13 protein-coding genes and 3 tRNA genes are annotated in these 19,202 nt (G+C 33.0%); 7 read left to right on the top strand and 9 right to left on the bottom strand.

Annotated features, from left to right (window positions below; genetic code table 11):
• The first annotated feature begins 68 nt into the window (after positions 1-68).
• From proS to rpsT, 5 genes are all read left to right on the top strand, one after another.
• Entirely contained in the window at positions 69-1,547 is a 1,479-nt protein-coding gene (proS, locus tag DR871_RS10240; protein ID WP_113666202.1) for a proline--tRNA ligase, read from the top strand.
• Between the two features lie 78 nt (positions 1,548-1,625).
• Positions 1,626-1,697: transfer RNA gene (locus DR871_RS10235), tRNA-Glu, on the top strand.
• A 47-nt stretch (positions 1,698-1,744) separates the two neighbouring features.
• Positions 1,745-1,816, top strand: a tRNA-Glu gene (locus DR871_RS10230).
• 41 nt (positions 1,817-1,857) lie between these two features.
• A tRNA-Glu gene (locus DR871_RS10225) sits at positions 1,858-1,929 on the top strand.
• A gap of 33 nt (positions 1,930-1,962) precedes the next feature.
• Positions 1,963-2,214, top strand: a complete 252-nt coding sequence (gene rpsT, locus DR871_RS10220; RefSeq protein ID WP_113666201.1) for a 30S ribosomal protein S20 — start codon at positions 1,963-1,965, stop codon at positions 2,212-2,214.
• Between the two features lie 68 nt (positions 2,215-2,282).
• Here rpsT and DR871_RS10215 read toward each other — a convergent pair whose 3' ends face one another.
• Together DR871_RS10215 and DR871_RS10210 are read right to left on the bottom strand one after the other, a co-directional pair.
• A complete protein-coding gene (locus DR871_RS10215; protein WP_113666200.1) occupies positions 2,283-2,687 on the bottom strand; it encodes a response regulator in 405 nt (134 codons plus the stop codon).
• 4 nt (positions 2,688-2,691) lie between these two features.
• Positions 2,692-4,401 (bottom strand): PAS domain-containing sensor histidine kinase, encoded by a 1,710-nt coding sequence (locus DR871_RS10210; RefSeq protein ID WP_113666199.1) that lies wholly within the window; start codon positions 4,399-4,401, stop codon positions 2,692-2,694.
• 376 nt (positions 4,402-4,777) lie between these two features.
• Here DR871_RS10210 and typA point away from each other — a divergent pair, with 376 nt between their 5' ends.
• Positions 4,778-6,574, top strand: a complete 1,797-nt coding sequence (gene typA / locus DR871_RS10205; RefSeq protein ID WP_113666198.1) for a translational GTPase TypA — start codon at positions 4,778-4,780, stop codon at positions 6,572-6,574.
• A 228-nt stretch (positions 6,575-6,802) separates the two neighbouring features.
• Here the strand turns inward: typA and DR871_RS16550 are convergent, their stop codons facing one another.
• The 7 genes from DR871_RS16550 to DR871_RS10175 form a co-directional block, all read right to left on the bottom strand.
• Positions 6,803-9,301, bottom strand: coding sequence for a T9SS type B sorting domain-containing protein (locus DR871_RS16550; RefSeq protein WP_242497099.1), 2,499 nt, complete (start codon positions 9,299-9,301; stop codon positions 6,803-6,805).
• 153 nt (positions 9,302-9,454) lie between these two features.
• Positions 9,455-11,263, bottom strand: a complete 1,809-nt coding sequence (locus DR871_RS16545; protein ID WP_242497098.1) for an IgGFc-binding protein — start codon at positions 11,261-11,263, stop codon at positions 9,455-9,457.
• A 24-nt stretch (positions 11,264-11,287) separates the two neighbouring features.
• Positions 11,288-13,612, bottom strand: a complete 2,325-nt coding sequence (locus DR871_RS10195; RefSeq protein ID WP_113666197.1) for a T9SS type B sorting domain-containing protein — start codon at positions 13,610-13,612, stop codon at positions 11,288-11,290.
• A gap of 15 nt (positions 13,613-13,627) precedes the next feature.
• Positions 13,628-14,464: an ABC transporter permease gene (locus DR871_RS10190; RefSeq protein ID WP_113666196.1), complete on the bottom strand. Its 837-nt coding sequence runs from the start codon at positions 14,462-14,464 to the stop codon at positions 13,628-13,630.
• 50 nt (positions 14,465-14,514) lie between these two features.
• Entirely contained in the window at positions 14,515-15,411 is an 897-nt protein-coding gene (locus DR871_RS10185) for an ABC transporter ATP-binding protein (RefSeq protein ID WP_113666488.1), read from the bottom strand.
• Between the two features lie 66 nt (positions 15,412-15,477).
• Positions 15,478-15,879, bottom strand: coding sequence for a response regulator (locus DR871_RS10180; RefSeq protein WP_113666195.1), 402 nt, complete (start codon positions 15,877-15,879; stop codon positions 15,478-15,480).
• Positions 15,869-17,698, bottom strand: coding sequence for a sensor histidine kinase (locus tag DR871_RS10175; RefSeq protein ID WP_113666194.1), 1,830 nt, complete (start codon positions 17,696-17,698; stop codon positions 15,869-15,871). Before DR871_RS10175 ends, DR871_RS10180 begins: the two co-directional genes overlap by 11 nt.
• Before the next feature lie 429 nt (positions 17,699-18,127).
• On the opposite strand from DR871_RS10175, the gene DR871_RS10170 reads away from it, so the two are divergent.
• Positions 18,128-19,192: a hypothetical protein gene (locus DR871_RS10170; RefSeq protein WP_113666193.1), complete on the top strand. Its 1,065-nt coding sequence runs from the start codon at positions 18,128-18,130 to the stop codon at positions 19,190-19,192.
• Positions 19,193-19,202: the final 10 nt, after the last annotated feature.

Genomic DNA, 19,202 nt, shown 5'->3' with positions numbered 1-19,202 from the left:
AAATAGTTAGTTTTGCTGAACTATTTATTTAAAAATATTAATGCAAAATTTGTGCCAAACTATTCAATATGAGTAAGAACTTAACTACAAGAGCAGAAGATTATTCAAAATGGTATAATGAGTTGGTGGTCAAAGCCGATTTAGCCGAAAATTCAGCAGTTAGAGGATGTATGGTTATCAAACCTTACGGATATGCAATATGGGAAAAAATGCAAGCTGAATTGGATCGAATGTTTAAAGAAACAGGGCATCAAAATGCTTATTTTCCTTTATTTGTTCCAAAAAGCATGTTTGAGGCAGAGGAGAAAAATGCTGAAGGATTTGCAAAAGAATGTGCCGTTGTCACTCATTATCGTTTAAAAAATGATCCTGATAGACCTGGGAAGCTTATGGTTGATCCTAATGCAAAATTAGAAGAAGAATTAATTGTTCGTCCTACTAGTGAAGCTATTATTTGGTCTACATACAAAGGATGGGTTCAATCATACAGAGATTTACCTTTGTTGATTAATCAATGGGCTAATGTGGTACGTTGGGAAATGAGAACCAGATTATTTTTGCGTACCGCAGAATTTTTATGGCAAGAAGGACATACTGCACACGCTACTAAAGCGGAGGCTGTGGAGGAATCAGAAAAAATGATGAATGTATATGCTGATTTTGCCCAAAATTTTATGGCAATTCCGGTGATAAAAGGAATAAAAACTGAAACGGAACGTTTTGCCGGAGCAGAAGAAACCTATTGTATCGAAGCTTTGATGCAAGACGGAAAAGCATTGCAAGCGGGAACCTCGCATTTCTTAGGACAGAATTTCGCTAAGGCTTTTGATGTGAAATTTGCAAATGCCGAAGGAAAGCAAGAATATGTTTGGGGGACTTCTTGGGGAGTTTCAACTCGTTTGATGGGAGCGCTTGTAATGACGCATTCAGATGACCAGGGATTAGTGCTGCCTCCTAGTTTAGCACCTATTCAAGTCGTGATTGTGCCTATTTATAAATCAGATGAGCAATTAGAAGCTATAAGCACTGAGGTAAATATTTTGACTGCTGCTTTGCGAAAAATGAATGTCTCTGTGAAATTTGATAACAGAACTACTCAAAAACCAGGTTTTAAATTTGCAGAATGGGAATTAAAAGGAGTGCCGGTACGAATTGCTGTTGGTCCTAAAGATTTAGAAAATGGAACTTTTGAGGTGGCAAGAAGAGATACCTTGACTAAAGAAGTTGTTTCTAAAGATGGAATCGAAACTTATATTAGCGATTTGCTAGAGAAAATTCAAAAAGAATTATTCGAAAAAGCATTAAATTATAGAAATACGCATATTACCGAAGTAAACAGTTTTGAAGAGTTTAAAGAGGTTATTGATTCTAAAGGAGGTTTTGTATCAGCACATTGGGATGGAACAGCAGCCACTGAAGAGAAGATCAAAGAGTTGACTAAAGCCACCATAAGATGTATTCCTTTGGATAGAGTAGAAGAGGCGGGAAGCTGTGTTTTCACTGGGGAAAGCTCTATTGGTAGAGTGCTATTTGCAAAGGCGTATTAAAAAAAAATAATTTTTTTTGCATGTACTATTGTACGTTTCAAAAATAGTTGTATTTTTGCATCCGCATTAGAGAAGCAGGGCCCGTTCGTCTATCGGTTAGGACGCATGGTTTTCATCCATGTAAGAGCGGTTCGATTCCGCTACGGGCTACTATTTTTATTGCATGTTAAAGTTTTCCTGAACTTAGAAGGGATAATGGCCCGTTCGTCTATCGGTTAGGACGCATGGTTTTCATCCATGTAAGAGCGGTTCGATTCCGCTACGGGCTACAATTTCAATATTTTAGATTGATAAAAACTTAGGGGATAATGGTCCGTTCGTCTAGGGGTTAGGACGCCAAGATTTCGTCTTGGTAACAGGGGTTCGATTCCCTTACGGACTACAAAAAAATAGTAAAAGATAAAAAAGCAATAAAATGGCAAATCATAAATCAGCTCTAAAGAGAATTAGAAGTAACGAAAAGAGAAGAGTATTAAACAGATACCAACACAAAACTACTCGTAATGCCATTAAAGCATTAAGAATAGCAACTGATAAAACTGATGCTACATCTAAATTATCAAGTGTAATTTCTATGATTGATAAATTAGCTAAGAAAAATATCATTCATGATAATAAAGCTTCTAATTTAAAATCTAAATTAACGAAACTTGTTTCTAAATTGTAATTAAAAACAATTTTTTAGACACAAAAAAAGCTCTCATTTATGAGAGCTTTTTTTGTGTCTAATTTTTTTTATTTTAATTCTAATTTATTTTTTAAGTATTCAAGCATTGTTTTTGTAATAGGTTTTGATATAAATTCAATTACCATAGGGTAATTTTTTGCCTTTTCTAAGTCCTCAGGGTCTATTGTTGAAGATAGAATAACAACCTTTATTGAATTGAAATCGGAATATTTAGTACTGTTAAAATGATCTAAGAATTCCCAGCCTCCCATTACAGGCATGTTTAAATCTAAAAAAATTAACTGAGGGTGATTCTTTATGTTTAAAGTTTTGATAGTGTTGAAATAAAGAAGTGCTTCTTCTCCATTTTGAGAAGTGATAATTTCATTGCAAAAGTTTGACTTAGTAATAACTTTTTTGCATAACATTAGTGTTATAGGGTCGTCGTCGATGAATAAAATTTGATTAAGCATTTTATTAGTTTCTAAAAGTTAATGTAAATGTTGTCCCTTTGTTAACTTCGCTTTCTATATCGATAGTTCCTCCCATAGTTTCTACCTGTGATTTTACTAAATATAAGCCCAATCCTTTGCTATCTGGGTAATTATGAAAACGTTGGTAAAGGCCAAAAACTTTATCGCGATTTCTTTTTAAATCGATTCCTATACCATTATCTGAAAAGATTATGATTACTGTATTTCCAGTTTTACTTGCTGTAATGTTTATTTCAAGTTTTCGATTTTCTGATTTGAATTTTAAAGAATTAGATATCAAATTTAGGATTATACTTTCCAGATAAGCTTTGTTTGTATTTAAAATAGAAACTTTTTTTAAATTGATGTTTATAGTAGGCTTCGAGAATTCAATTTGAAAACTAAGTTGATTGATGATTTTATCAAAAATATGTTCCAGTTGAATAGCTTCTTTTTGTAAAGAAGAGTTTTCTTTTATTACGATAACTTTGACTAAATCATTTATGGTTTCATTTAATAGGTGAGTTGATTTATTGAAACCATTTAGTATCTCTTTTAATTCTAAATTTTCAATCGGAATATCTTCTATTAAATTAAGTAAGCCTGTCAAATTAGATAATGGAGCTCTAAGGTTGTGTGATGTTATATAGGAAAATTGCTTTAGATCTTTATTTTTCTGAATTAATTCTATAATTAATTTTTCTTTTTCTTTTTCTTGTTTCTTTTCTTTTGATATGTCTCTTTGAATTGAAATCCAATGCGAAAGTTCGTTTTCAGAGTTGTAAACAGGGATCATTGAGAATCGAACGAGATATTGCTCGTTTTTCTTAGTGTAGCTTATCGTTTCTATCTGGCATTCTTCTTTATTATTTATAGCTTTAAGAAGTTTCTGATATTCCTCCATATCAGAATTTGGGCCTATAAAAATAGTAGGAGATTTGCCAATAATTTCATTAAAAAGATATCCGGACATAACAGAAAATGCAGGATTCGAGTAAATGATTTTGGGAATGGTTCTGTCAGTAGAAAATGCTTCTGTGATGATTATAGAGTCTTTTGACTGTGTAATTACGGTTTCTAATAATTTAAGGCGTTGTTCTTCTTCTTTTTGTTTGGTTATATCTTGGATGGCGCCAATCATTCTTGTTGGCTTTCCATTTTCATCCTTCAAAAGAAAACCTTTATCCAATATATATTTATAGGTATTGTCAGCGCATTTAAAACGATATTCATCCTGCCATTTTTCAGTTTTTTGTTCGAGAAAAGAATATAATTTAATTGACATTTTTATGCTGTCTTCTGGATGGATTTTGTCAAACCACCAATTAGAAGTGTCTCCAATTTGGTTTTCTGTATAGCCAAAAATATTATTAATTCCCTGGTTCCAACTAAAGTTGTCTTCCTGAATTTTCCAATCCCAAATAGTATCGCTTGTGGCTTTTGCTACAATATCATATTTGTCATTTGATTCTTTGATTTTTTGATTTGTATCTTTTAATTTTTGATAAATGGCATAGCTCTTTGAGTTATTATGAGCTAAAATAAATTTCAGAAGCATTCCTGAAAAAAGAACAAACAAGATGTCTTTAATAAAATATAAAGATTGATAACTGCTATTATAAGTGTAATCTTGGAGAGATTTATAATAAATAATCGAAATGAACATTAAAAGGATAATGTAAATTAAGGCGATTTGATTGGATTGATTTTTCATTAATCAAATATAAATAATTAATGCGATATTATTAAATAAGATTTTAAACTTATTTTTTGGGTTTATTTTAATATTTGTCTAACAAATTGGTTGTGAGTTTGTTTAATTAATTTTTTTTATTGTAAATTGACATGTTAAAAGTATAAGAGGTTTTTCTTTTTTAGAAATAACCACAGTTATTTAAATGTAAGAATTTGAATATCACACTCTTTTTTTTTCTATGTTTTGATGCGGGTTAATTTTTTTGGTTACTGTAAAGTTTTAATTATTTTTAATTTGCCAAAAGATATAAACTATTAAGAATATGTAAAGTATTGAATAAATATATTTTTATACCGAAAAAAAAGTGTACTTTTGCACCCATTAAAAATCACAGATGGAATCTATTAGAAACATTGCAATTATTGCCCACGTCGATCACGGTAAAACAACTTTGGTTGATAAAATTATGTATCACTGTCAGTTATTTCGTGATAACGAAAATACCGGTGACTTAATCCTTGATAACAACGACTTAGAGCGTGAAAGAGGTATTACTATTACTTCAAAGAATGTTTCTGTAGTATACAAAGGAACAAAAATCAACATTATTGATACTCCTGGTCACGCTGATTTTGGTGGTGAAGTAGAGCGTGTATTGAACATGGCTGATGGAGTTTGTCTACTAGTAGATGCTTTTGAAGGACCAATGCCTCAAACTCGTTTTGTTCTTCAAAAAGCTATTGACTTAGGTCTTAAACCTTGCGTTGTAATCAATAAAGTTGATAAAGAAAACTGTACTCCTGAAGAAGTGCATGAAAAAGTTTTTGACCTAATGTTTGAATTAGGTGCTGAAGAGTGGCAATTGGATTTTCCAACGGTTTACGGTTCTGCTAAAAATAACTGGATGTCTGACCATTGGGAAAACGTAACGGATAATGTGGAAGCATTATTGGATATGGTTATTGAAAATGTACCAGCTCCTAAAGTTTCTGAAGGAACACCACAAATGTTGATTACATCATTAGATTTCTCAGCATTTACAGGTCGTATCGCTATCGGTCGTCTTGAAAGAGGTATTTTGAATGAAGGTATGCCAATCTCATTAGTAAAAAGAGACGGTACAGTAATGAAATCTAGAATTAAAGAACTTCATACTTTTGAAGGACTTGGTCGTAAAAAAGTACAACAAGTTATTGCAGGAGATATTTGTGCAATTATTGGTGTTGAAGGATTTGAAATTGGAGATACTATCGCTGATTTTGAAAACCCAGAAGCATTGAAAACAATCGATATTGACGAGCCTACTATGAGTATGTTGTTTACAATTAATGACTCTCCTTTCTTTGGTAAAGAGGGTAAATTTGTAACTTCTCGTCATATTAGAGACCGTTTGACAAAAGAGTTAGAAAAAAACTTAGCAATGAAATTGGGTGAAACTGATTCAGCTGATAAGTTTATGGTTTTTGGTCGTGGTGTACTTCACTTATCAGTTCTTATTGAAACAATGAGAAGAGAAGGTTATGAATTGCAAATCGGTCAACCACAAGTTATCATCAAAGAAATTGATGGTAAAAAATGTGAGCCAATTGAAGAATTGACAATCGATTTACCAGAATCACTTTCGGGTAGAGCGGTTGAGTTCGTTACTTTGCGTAAAGGTGAAATGCTAAGCATGGAAACTAAAGGGGAACGTATGATTGTAAAATTTAATATCCCATCACGTGGAATTATTGGATTGCGTAATCAATTGCTTACTGCAACAGCTGGTGAAGCTATTATGGCACACCGTTTTATAGGATACGAACCGTACAAAGGAGAAATAGCCGGACGTAACAAAGGTTCTTTAATTTCTATGGAAAAAGGAAAAGCTATTCCTTATTCTATCGATAAATTGCAAGATCGTGGTAGGTTTTTCGTTAATCCTAATGATGAAATTTACGAAGGTCAGGTAATTGGAGAAAATTCTCGTAGCGATGATATGTGTGTTAACGTTACCAAAGAGAAAAAACAGTCTAACGTTCGTTCTTCTGGAAATGATGATAAAGCTAGAATTATTCCTCCAGTTATTTTCTCATTAGAAGAAGCTTTAGAGTACATTCAAAAAGATGAATATGTTGAGGTAACTCCAAAATCTATTCGTTTGAGAAAAATCTATTTGACAGAAACTGATAGAAAAAGATTTAAAATCTAATTCTATTTTTTATAAAATTGTAAGCCATTCGTTGATTCGAATGGCTTTTTTTTTGACAGGATAATTGTAATTATTAATATTAGATTTCTTTATTACCATAGATTTGCATGAGGGATAGGAACTAGCTACCGAAGTAGCGTGGATAGCCCGACACCATAAAAGGAAAGGGTTACTCATTGTTGCAATGAGTAGCCCTTTCCTTTTATGGTGGAATGCCCTAAAACTTCACTATCTTTTCAAACTAAAATGGCCTTTAGCCTCTCTTCCGTCCTCTAATTTTATAGCGAACCAATAATCATCAGACGGTAAAGGCTGTCCTGTAAAAGTCCCGTCCCAACCTTGACTGAAGGCCGTAATTTGTTTTAGCAACTTGCCGTAACGGTCATAAATATAGATGGTAGAATTAGCATTAAAATTTGCGTTTACTCCTTTTACATTCCAATAATCATTTTGGCCGTCTCCATTTGGAGTAAAAAATTTAGGGATTCCAATGACGGCTATAGTTTGGCTCACCGTTCCACAACCATTTTTGTCATTAATGTATATTTCATGAATTCCAGCGGCTATATTGTCAAAGAAATTAGAATCTTGAAAAGGTCCGGAAGGAGCATCAAGACTGTATTCGTATTGTCCTTGTCCACTAACATTTATAGTTATGGAGTTTATATCCGATAAATCGGTGATCGCAATATTCGTAATTTTTGCAATATCGGAAGCTGTTACTTTTATGGTTCTAATTCTGCTACAGCCGTCAAGCGAAATTACTTCTACAGTATAATTACCTTCTTGATTTACCTCCAATGTTGGTCCAATTTCAGTCTCTAAAACAGCATTCTCTTTGGTCCAGATATAAGTATAATCAGAAGTTGGTGAACCGTCTTTAATACCTGCGTCTAATGTTACAAAAAAAGTGGGAAGGTTTGAACACACCAACTGATTTTCTTCTAAATCTTCATTCGTATTAATATTTGGTTTTGGATTTACTGTTAATGTAACTCTTGGACTCAAACCATAACAGGCATTGTCAGCCGTACTTTCGACGCGAACCCATATTTTTTGCTGATTTGAATATCCTTCATTTCTATAGTTTGAAGTATTTGTTATTGCATCATTTTCAGATAAAGCATCTTGCTCATTTTTGTAATATCGAATGGAATAAGGTGTTGCGGAGGGTGGAAGAATGGCTATGATTTCTGAAGTCACGCTACTAAAATCAAAAGTAGCAATACCATCTGTATCATCATTACTCAAACCTAAATCATCGCAATTACTGAAAGTTCTGCTGAATGAAGCTGGAATTTGTGTAGTAGATACAGTCAAATCAATTGCAGCGATGCTATAGCAGCCATTTGAATTTGTAACCCGCGTCCAAACAGTCATACTTCCGGCAGTGGTATTTCTAAATGCTGAAGGATTGGAAATTAAATCCGTGGAATCTTCATTTTCAGCAGCAGCAAGTGATGTGTAATACGTGAATGTTTCTGACGCTGAATTAGTAGAAATCGCATTATTTTTTACCGTTAGATTAAAAGCTGAAAATCCATCTGTATCATCATCACATTGTACAATTGTGACCCTATTTACGACTGGTAAAGTATAAATTTTCAAAGCAGTTTCATTAGAAATCAAGCCACATGAATTTCCTGTTTTTTCTAATTTTACTCTGTATTTGTAACCGTTCATTGCATTAGTAATATTTATCAATCCTAATGTATTAGTAGTGGTATTTTGATAGTTTACAGTATTCAAGATGTCATTCCAGATTGTTCCATCAGTTGATAACTGCCATTGATAGGTATTTCCGCCATTGTCAGCAACAGTAATTGTTGTGTTTTCTAACTCACAGGTAGGATTTGTAACCGGTTGAGAGGTGATTACTATTGGTGCGGCAATTATATAATTGTTATTTGGGGTCGAGTAGCCTATGCCGCTGGTAACTTTGCCTTTTTGATTCACGGTTGTCGGGTTGTTGCCTAATATTCCATTAGTATCACCATCTGTAAAACCGGCTTCTATTACATCAAAACAAACATCATTATCGCTATCCAAATCGATATAATTAGACGTTTCATCTGAATCAGTATCAGAAATAGTATAATTGATTTTGCCATTATCCGCAGCTGTTTCAAGGACGTCTAAAAGTCCGTTCGCTCCAAAAAGAATAGAACCGCCGTCAATTATTCCATCTTGATTGGAATCGACAGCATTATGACCTGATTCAACTAAATCATAAATACCATCATTGTCACTGTCTAAATCGAGATGATCTGCAATTAAATCACCATCGGTATCAATAGGAATTATCCCCGGTTCGAAAGCATTGTCCAAACCATTTTTGTTTCCGTCTATTCCTGAAAAAACTTTAAATCCTTTTCCTTGCGCCTCAATGGTATCTGGAATACCATCATTGTCACTATCAATATCTAATAAATCGGGAAATCCATCAGAATCCGAGTCAAATGTTTCTGTATGGCTAATCATGAATATAGCTTTGTTTGCGGTGGTTTCAGAAAGATTAATATGACTGAATGATATTGAATTAGTAAGATAAGATGAAAATTGAAAACTTCCTAAACCAGGTAGTAGTGGAGTAGTACTTTTTAATCGGAATCGGATTTCAAAGGAAGAAAATTCAGTTACACCACTTTCGTAAATTCCATCATAGTTAGTATCCACTAGTAATTGATTTTGCGGATCTGTCAAAGTAATGGTTTTATCTGTCGGCACTTTTATTATAAAATCGCCTTCTGCATTTAAATATTCAGAAATATCAGTAATTTGGTTTGGATTATCCTGTGCTTTATAATTAATGCTGATACTTTCTGTTTTGGTAAAATTTAACGTGTAAGTTGCGAAATTTGTAATTCCAGCAGGTACTTGTTATACAAATCCGTACAATGGTTTACCGGTAACCGTTCCGCTTCCTGATGTTGTTGCATTGTAATGTGTACTTGCAATAGGATTTGACTGATTGAACAGCGATATATTGGCTTCACGATTATTAATTATTCCATCATTATCCAAATCAATATCAATGTTGTTATTTGTTCCGTCATTATCTGAATCTAATGGACAGTCGCTTACCGGAATCTTATCTGAGAAAATAGGAACTGTAGTTGGACAACCCACAATACTTCCTTTCACTTGGTAATATCCAGGTATTAAGGGCGTGTATGAATTTGAATTTGCACCAACAATTATTTGGTCGTTAAAGTACCACTGAAACGTATCGTAAGAGGATAACGTGCTTATTTTTAGGACAATATTTGGGATACAAGCTAAATTAGATACAGTAATTTTATCAGTAACAATTTCTGGTTTAGTATCAAATCCGGAATAATAGCCACCATAAGTTGCAGCTCCATTTGTTCCAAAGTAAGATACGTACACTTGTCTCGTGGATTTTACAGCAATATTTCCAGTCAAATTAAAAAGGGAATATCTTACATAATTGGCATTCCCTATTACAGGAACAGCAGTTGTATTGATAGGATTATTATTTATTGTTACCGTAGCGCCTGTCTCAGTTACAATGTTCAATCCTCCATTATAAAAGGTACTTCCTATTGATTGAATGGCTGGTATGTTGTCTACAATATTGGGTGTTGCACAATTTAATGGCGGTACAAAAAATAAATTTTGGTTAGCAGGAGAAAAATCACCTCCAATACTTTGGTAAGCAGATACGTTTTCGGTGGTAGAAACATATAAGTTTCCATCAATAAATTGGCTTCCATCGATTACAGTATATTGTCCGCTATTAATAGGAGCAAGAGGAGTTGTTGATCCGTTGATGAAAATTTTAGTATTATCAACATTTGCAATCAATAAAACCTGTTCTAAATCATCACTTCCTAATCCTTTGACAAAAATATATTCTTTTCCCGTTTTTTCTGTCGGAACAATTTGGTCAAAACCTACATCTCTACCGGGTATATTTCCTTGCGCGTTAAGAAACGAACTGTTGCTTCCTCCAAAAGAACCTGAATTGACAACCACGGGTTTATCAGATTCGACTAAAGCGCCAATCATTTTAGAACTATTAGAAACAGTTGTGTTGTAATTTTCCAAAGCTAAAACATAACTTTCATTTTTACCTAATGTAACAATTAGAGGGCCATTGACAATAGTTCCGTCAGATAGAACAGATCCAATAGGAATGTTTGAAATAGTGACTTTTGTATTGTTTTCTGTTGATAGTATTGAAGCAAAATTCAACAGACTCGGATCGTACAGAGGATTTAACATTGCTCCTAATCTAAATTCTTTCCCTAAAGCACTGTTCCCTTTTGATACCAATCCTCCCGCATGATTGTATGAGTTATTCTGAGCTGAAAATCCGGCATTAACACGAATACTTACATAAATTAAATCTTCAGCTTCTACTATAAATCCTTTATTTGTTACAATGCCAATATTTGTTTTTGGAGTGAATAGTTGCGTATTTTCTCCTTGTCCTATATAGTAAATATATGGACTAGTATTTGTGACTACACCTGTTATGATGTTGCCTGCACTTGCTATAATTTTGAAATTTACATTGTTGGTGCTGGGTGTAGAAATATATAAATACTGATCACCTGCTAAATTGTTAGAACAGGTCAATGGCGGGATATAATGTGTTTTGCTAAACTGCGAGAAACAACTTATAGAAAAAAGAATAAAAAGGAATAGTAAAGTTTTTTTCATTTGCTAAAAATAGCAAATTTTATATTATCTTTTTAATGAAAAATGACCTTTTATTGTTCTGCCATTTTCCAAATTTAAATGAAACCAATAATCATCAGCAGGTAACGCCGAACCATTGAAAGTTCCGTTCCAACCATTCGATGAAACAGTTAATTGTTTCAGCAGCTTTCCATAACGGTCAAATATGTACAATGTTGATTTTGGGAGTGTCTCCAAATTTTTAATTTTCCAAGCATCGTTATATCCATCATTATTAGGTGTAAAATAACGTGGATAATCTAAAATATAAGTTGTAAAAGGGAGCGATAAACCACAACCATTTTTATCTTTGGCGAAGAGTAAATATTCGCCGGGAGCAACGCCTTCAAAAGTTGAATTATCCTGAAAAAAATCACCGTCAATTGAAAATTCATAGGCACCAATTCCGGTATATTCAATTGTAATTGAATTTTCATTTCTGGCAAAATCATTTACTTTTACTCCGGTAATTGTTGCAATTCCAGAAAGAGAAACAATGAATTTTTTTGTTTTTTGACAGCCATTTTTATTCGTTACGGTAACAAAATATGTTCCAGGAGAATCAATTGTTATGCTGTTTGTTGTAGCTTGTGTACTCCATAAATAGCTCGAGAAACCAGTATTAACAGTTAAGTTGATTGGGGTACCTTCACATAGTATTAAAGATTCATCTTGAAAATTAGGCGGGTCAAAAGAGTTTACTTCAAGAGTAATGACTGTAATTGAATAGCAATCAGGACCGTTTAAAATTTTAGCAAAAATCGTTTGTTGATTTGGAATCGTATTTTTAAAAAGAGTCGGTAACACATTTTGTTCGACAACAGCATCATTGGTATTCAAATAATATTTAACTACTAATCCTGGCGGTAATCCTGCTAAAACTTGAGGCGTGACTTGGGAATTTAAGTCAAATTGAGCCAATCCATCTTCGGAACCATCGGCATCACAAGTTGCAATAGGATTTTGTGGAGCTATTACAATAGTAGAAACAATTAGTTGTACTGTTGCAAAACTTTCGCATCCCAATGTATTGGTCACTCTTGCAAATACGGATTGATTTGTGCCAGTATTTGTGAAAGAAGTGGCATTAGTAATTGGATTCAATTTTGCTTTGGCATCAGCCAAAGAATTATAATAAACCACCGCACTTAGATTTGGAATATTATTTTTTACAATGGCATCTACTTTAGTCAAATCAAAAATGGTAATCCCATCCGCATCATCGTCACATTGTGAAAGAGTAGTGTCCATTAAATCGATTTCCGGAATATATTCGATTTTTATTTCTTCAGTAGCGATACAACTGGAGGTAAGCAAAACTTCTACTTTATAAATACCGGAGCTGGTAGCGTTATAAGTTGGTGTATTTTCGGGTAAAAGCACATTGTTTTTGTACCATCGGTACGTGTAATTTGATAGCAATTTAGGATCAATCGTAAAGCTTTCGCCAAAGCAAATAGCAGTATTCGTTGTCAGTAGTCGATCTGGTCCTAAGTTAATTTTTGGTAAAAAACTTCCTGCTTCAAGAAATACAGCTGAGTCAAATTCTCTATTTTCATCATCTGCAATGACTAATTTTATATGATATGTTTTGCCTGCAATAACAGTACTTTGAGCATTTAAAACCACGGTTTGGGCGCTATAATTAATGGGGCTGGTACTACCATTATATCCGCCAAAATAGTTTTCATTTTCAGGGGGGCAACCTGATATTAATCCGTTCCCAGTATTGTATGGAGAAATTAAGGGATGCACTTTTGTTGAGGAGACCGGAATCGAACTGTTAGGCAAAACCGCTATGTTCTGAAAGGGTGCACTACTTCCTTTTTCTTTAATTAAAAAAGCAAATCCGTCTGAAAAAGCACAAGGGAAATACAATTGATATTCATTGGATGCAAAGATATAATTGAAGCTGATAAAATTAGTCAACGGCACAAAATCAAATTCAAGAACTGTCGCATTAAATGTTTGATTTAAATTTAATGCTTGTTCTAAATCAGAATCACCTACCCAACGCGAGTCGCCGCCACCTCTGTTTGTTACAAATGGACCTACAGAATTTTGACTGGTCCATGTGCTTAAAACTACTCCTTCTTTGAACGGAAAATTAGTCGTGGCAGCATTAAAATAAGCATAACTTTTTTGACTTCCAGAATAATTATCCCCAGTTGCTACTGGGTTTATAATGGTAGCACAGGAACTATTTACTAAAATATTTTCTACAAGTTGGCTAGCCGTATACGTGTCGTTTACTAAAATAGATTGCGCCTTTGCATTAATAGAAATGCAACAAATGAAAAAATAAAATAATATTGTTTTTACACCAGTCATAGAAACATAAAGATACTACAAATCTCTGTTCTTTAATAACCGGTAGGAAAGGAAAATGAAAATCACGGTCCAGCACAAAACAATAATAATGGATGATAATTCTACATCATATTTTTTAATATTATCTAAGCCAATTTGTGTTCCCAAGTTTTTTACCACGGATAATCGGGAAAAGGGTTCGACAATTAAATTCGACATTGATTCTAAAGGGAAAAACTGCATAATTGAGGCTGCTGTTTTACTTTCAGGAAAAATTTTGAAAGTCAAAACTCCCTTGATAATCCCTTCGATAATATTCCAAACCAATAGAAATCCCAGCGCAAATGCTGATCGTTTGACTAATATTCCTAAAAATAAACAGAAAGAGAAAAATCCAACTAATTTTATGAAATAGGCCAATAGGTATTCTAAATCCGAGAATACAATGCTAATTTCCGTGTACGAAGAAAAGCTTAATCCTAGAAGAAGTGACATTATAAAAATAAAAACGGTAGATACTGTTGCAAATAAAACGACGGTTAAAAACTTAGATTGAATAAATTCCTTCTTGCTCATCCCATCAATTAAATTTTGTTTCAGCGTTCCATAACTGTATTCGTTTGCCATCATGGAAACGATTACAATTGCTAAAAACAATTTTAAAACGGCCGCAATATAAGTATTGAAATGCCAAATAAAAGGGAAATTGAATATTCCCATTTCTGCCAGATGAAATTTGAAAATACCTAAGTCAAATTTTATCGAGGCTATTAATGCAATGAAGGTTAAAAGGATAAAATAGGTCAAAGTCAAAACCCGGCTTGCTTTGTTTTTCCAAATTTTTTGAAGTTCTATTGAGAGAAGTCGTTTCATTATGAAATTGTGATTTAAGTTTTAAATGGTTGTGATTAGTAAGACCGTTGTTATTGATTTTTTGTCAATTCCAAAAATTGTTCTTCCAAGCTATTTTTTCGCTTAACCAAGTGATTTAATACAATATTTTTTTCAAAAAGAAATCGGTTTAATTCTTTTGCGTCTAAATCATCTTTTAAATAAACTAAAACCTTTCCTTCTTCATTCACAACCTTTTTTACGGCAGGATGTGTTTGTACCACTACTATTAAATTGTCAATGTCATCAGCATGTATTTCAAAGAAACCTTCGTTTGCAGACATTCCGTCTACTAATCCGGTGTATAAAATCTCGCCTTTTCTTAAAACCAAAACATGGGTACACACTTTTTCTACTTCGTCCAATAAATGAGAAGCCAGTAAAATTGTAGTTCCTTTGGCTGCAATTTGTTTGATAATATCTCTTATTTGATGAATTCCCTGAGGATCTAAACCATTTGTGGGTTCGTCGAGAATTAAAATTTCAGGATCATTCAATAGGGCAGAGGCTATGGCTAAGCGTTGTTTCATCCCCAGAGAAAAAGTGCTGAATTTGCTGTTCTGACGATCTGTTAAACCTACTAATTCCAATTTTTCGTTGACTTTAGCATAGTTTATTCCTTTGATTTTGCAAACCAGTTCCAAGTTTTCCTGAGCGGTCATGTAGGGATAAAAGTTAGGTCTTTCTATGATTGCCCCCACTTTTTTTAAGGCTTCATGGGTTTCCATTGTACCGCCAAACCAGCTGTATTCTCCAGAAGTTTTATTGACCACATTCAGAGCAATACCTAAAGTTGTTGACTTTCCGCTCCCATTGGGCCCTAAAATTCCATACACGTTGCCTTTATGAATATCGAAAGAAACGTTTTTTAGTGCTTGAAGTGCGCCATAACGTTTGCTGAGATTTTTGATAGAAAGTATCGTTTCCAATGGGTTCATCTTTTACATTTTTATATAGGACGAACAAGAAAGGAATTTGTTACTATTTAATCGGAATTAGTTTATTTCTCCAATTAAGAGGCAGAGCTTATGTAATTTTTCGGCTGTTATGGGTTTCATAATATAATGTTTAACCACGCTATATTTTTTTGCCATCTCAATATCTGCAGGATCTATAGAAGAAGTCATGATGAAAATAGAGATTTCTTTTTTTAGGGATAATAAAATAAATTCATCTAAAAACTGCCATCCGTCCATGAATGGCATATTCAGATCCAGCAGAATAGCATCGGGTAAAAATCCGTCTTCAAGCGCATTTTGTTTTAATTTATCAATCGCATGTTGTGCATTATAAAAGGATTGTATTTCCTCACAAAAATCATTTTTAGAAATAAGAATACTCATTAGTTTTACGGTTAATTTATCATCATCAATGATATATGTCAATTTATTTTTCATTTAGATAAATTTTAAAATTTGAACCCTGACCTTCTTCACTTTCTACTTCAATTTTGCCATCCATTGCTTCCAGTTGGTTTTTGGTTATAAATAAACCAATCCCTTTTGCGTCTTCATTACCATGGAACGTTTTATACATTCCAAAAAGTTTATGACCGTTTTTTTCTAAATTTAATCCTAGACCATTGTCTCTAAAATTTATTACGATATAATTTTCAATAATTTCAAATCCTATTGTTAAGGTAGCATTTCGTCTTGGTGATTTGTATTTTATGGCATTCGTAAACAAATTTAGTAAAATACTGTCTAAGTAAGCGGGAATTGCAGTTACAATCAAATCATCAGGAATGGTGTCAGTGATTTGTATTTTGCTTTCTTTTATCGCTAAACGTAATGACTTTTTTGTTTTTTCGATTTCTTGCTTTAAACGAATTCCTTTCTTTTCAATATTTGTTTTTTGTTGAATGGTTATAATTTCGTTTAAATATTCAATACTTTCCGCTAGTTTTTCGGTTCCTTCTTTGAACAGGTCAAAATACGAAAGTTTCTCGTGAACATCATCTGTATTTTCAATCACATCAACAACCATAGAAAGGTTGCTGGTATGTGAACGGATATTATGCGAAACAATGTGTGTGAAATTGTATAATTTATTATTTTGACTGCTTGTTACTTCTAGGAGTTTTTTTAGTTCTAACTCTTTTTCAATTCTTGAAGTAACATTTCGGCCTACACCTATGAAATTGATGAAGTTATTCTCACTGTCAAACACTGTTGTGATATTCAACTCAAACCAGTATTTTTCTTTCTTTTTAGTATAATTGAGTATCGTGATTTTTATACTTTCTTTATTTTCGATTGCTTTTTTCATCAATAAAGTAGTTTGTTCATCCGTTTCAGGACCTTTGGATAAATAGCCTGGTTTTTGTCCTATAACTTCTTCTATTTCTAAACCCGTGAGATCCAGATAAGCTTGGTTTGCCCACACAGCAACTCCTTTTGCATTAGCAATAACAATTGTATCTGTAGTTTCGGAGGCAGCGAGCGAAAGCATATTCAATTTATTTTCAACATTTTTTCTTTCGCTGGTATCTCTGATATAACATACTAAATACGTGATGTCACCCATCTGAAATTTCTTTCCGGAGGCTATTTCGACAGGAATTACTTTTCCATATTTAGTTTTGATGAACGTTTCATCTACGTTATATTGATTCCGGTATAAATTATATCTAAGAAAATACCGTGCTTCCTTTCGGTGTTCCTCTGGAAAAAGTCTGGAATTATGCAAGCCTTTTAATTCAGAAATTTGATATCCAGTGAGTTCTTCGGATCTTGGATTGCAATCGGTAATAACCCCGTTAGAAGTGTCAATGATAAAAATAGCGTCATTAGCACTGGAGAATATAGATGAAAATTTTTCTACATTTAATTGAAGCTCATTAATTAAATTTTGCTCATTTGTGATGTCTTGAAAAGTACCCAATAAATTGAAAGGTTTTCCATCAACAAATTCTACTTGACAAATGCATTCTACATATTTAATATTATTTTTTGCTGTCGTTATTTCAAATTTTTCTTCAAATGAAATGCCTTCGTTTATCGCTTTTTCAATAAGCATTGTAATTCGCTCTCTATTTGGACCAGGAGTATAAAAATGTATTCCGCTACCGTAAACAGGCTCAAAATCATCAGAAACTTCCAGAATACACTTGGTAACCATATCCCAGAAAATGTGATTGGTTTCTAAATTCATTTTCCAAATACCAATCTTAGCTGATTGCGCAGCCTTGAAATAGAGTTCAAGTTTATCAGTCATTAGTAGGTTTTAAATATTTTAAGGCATTGGGGGCTTTCAAATATAAAACTAATATCTTCGGTGTCGGTTTTTTTTAACATAAAAAGACTTTTTTTACCAAGTCGGAACTATAATTTATAGATAACGTATTATAGATTTAAAAAAAAATATGTTCGTATTTTTTTTACAATTTTGAAATAAATTGTTCAGCATATTTTTCTATAAGATTTAATGTTATTTCTAGCTTTTAAATGATGAAAATTTGAAAGGATACTCTTCATGTAAGTTTTTTCGGATTCTAAACTAATTTCTATGAGTAATGTACCTTCTTTTTTTAAATTTTTGACCTGTTTTCTCTTCAAAATCATTCAATTTAAAACGGGTATATAATTAGAAACTATTCCCATTCAGCAGGTTTATTTATTGTAATTTTGTATTAAATTTTTTCCAATGAGTGAGCCAATAATGCTTTTTAAAAAACCATCTTATCCTATAAATAATTCCCTTCTGGAGTATTTAGAGCGTTTTGATCGGATATCTAAAGTTTCTATTTTTTACGATGATTTATTACGCTTTTCAGGATCTGTAACGGTTTACGATAAAAACGAACAGGATACCTTATGGATTAGAGTGTATTACAATGAATTTGAAAGAGAAGAAATTGATTTGAATCTAAAAAAAATCTATTCGCTATTGCACTCGGATGGAAATTTGGGGATTATCAAATTCTTAAATGTGGATTCTATTGATTATTGCACTTTTGGAAATTCGAAACCATTCCGAATAAAAGTAAGAAATATTCTTAATGACAATTACACTCATTTTTACATCAAGAAAGCCGATGCTTCCCGAGTGTATGGCTTAGAACTGGAACATATTCTTTCGCCTGATAAAATCAACTTTTTAGTTTACAAAGACACTTTGATTGAAGAACATATTATGGGAATTCCCGGCGATGTGTTTATCAAAACCTTACTAGCTGATTGTACAGAAACCGAGAAATCACAAATAGCCAAAGAATTTGTAAAGTTCAATGAACGCTGCATGATTCGATTATTAGGAGATATGCGTTCTTATAATTATGTGATTGTTCCCACGCATGATTTTGATCACGTCGTTTATAAAATTCGTGCAATCGATTTTGACCAGCAGTGTTACGAGGGGAATTTTAAAGTCTACCGCCCGCAGTTTTTTAAAGAAAATTACCCAATGGTAAAATTGGTCAAAGACAAACTTCAAAACAGTTCTATCGAACAATATAAAGATGAAGAAAGATCTGTCCTAGCCAAAAGAATACTTTCTGCCGAAAATAGAATAAACAGGTTGTTAGAAATTATGGGTGAGGATGAACTTGCGCCTGAATCTCATTTGAAACAATTGCAAATGGAGTTGTATCGTTATACCAATGATTTGAATTTTAAAAAGGCAAAATCGATGGGAAATATCATGGCTGCAGCATTCGAATTTATCACTCGAAATTTCAAAGGAAATAAGGTGTTCAAGAATATAATTTAATTCGTTATTG

Source organism: Flavobacterium petrolei, from assembly GCF_003314435.2.
Lineage (GTDB): Bacteria > Bacteroidota > Bacteroidia > Flavobacteriales > Flavobacteriaceae > Flavobacterium > Flavobacterium petrolei.
This window is presented reverse-complemented; position numbering and strand designations above follow the sequence as displayed.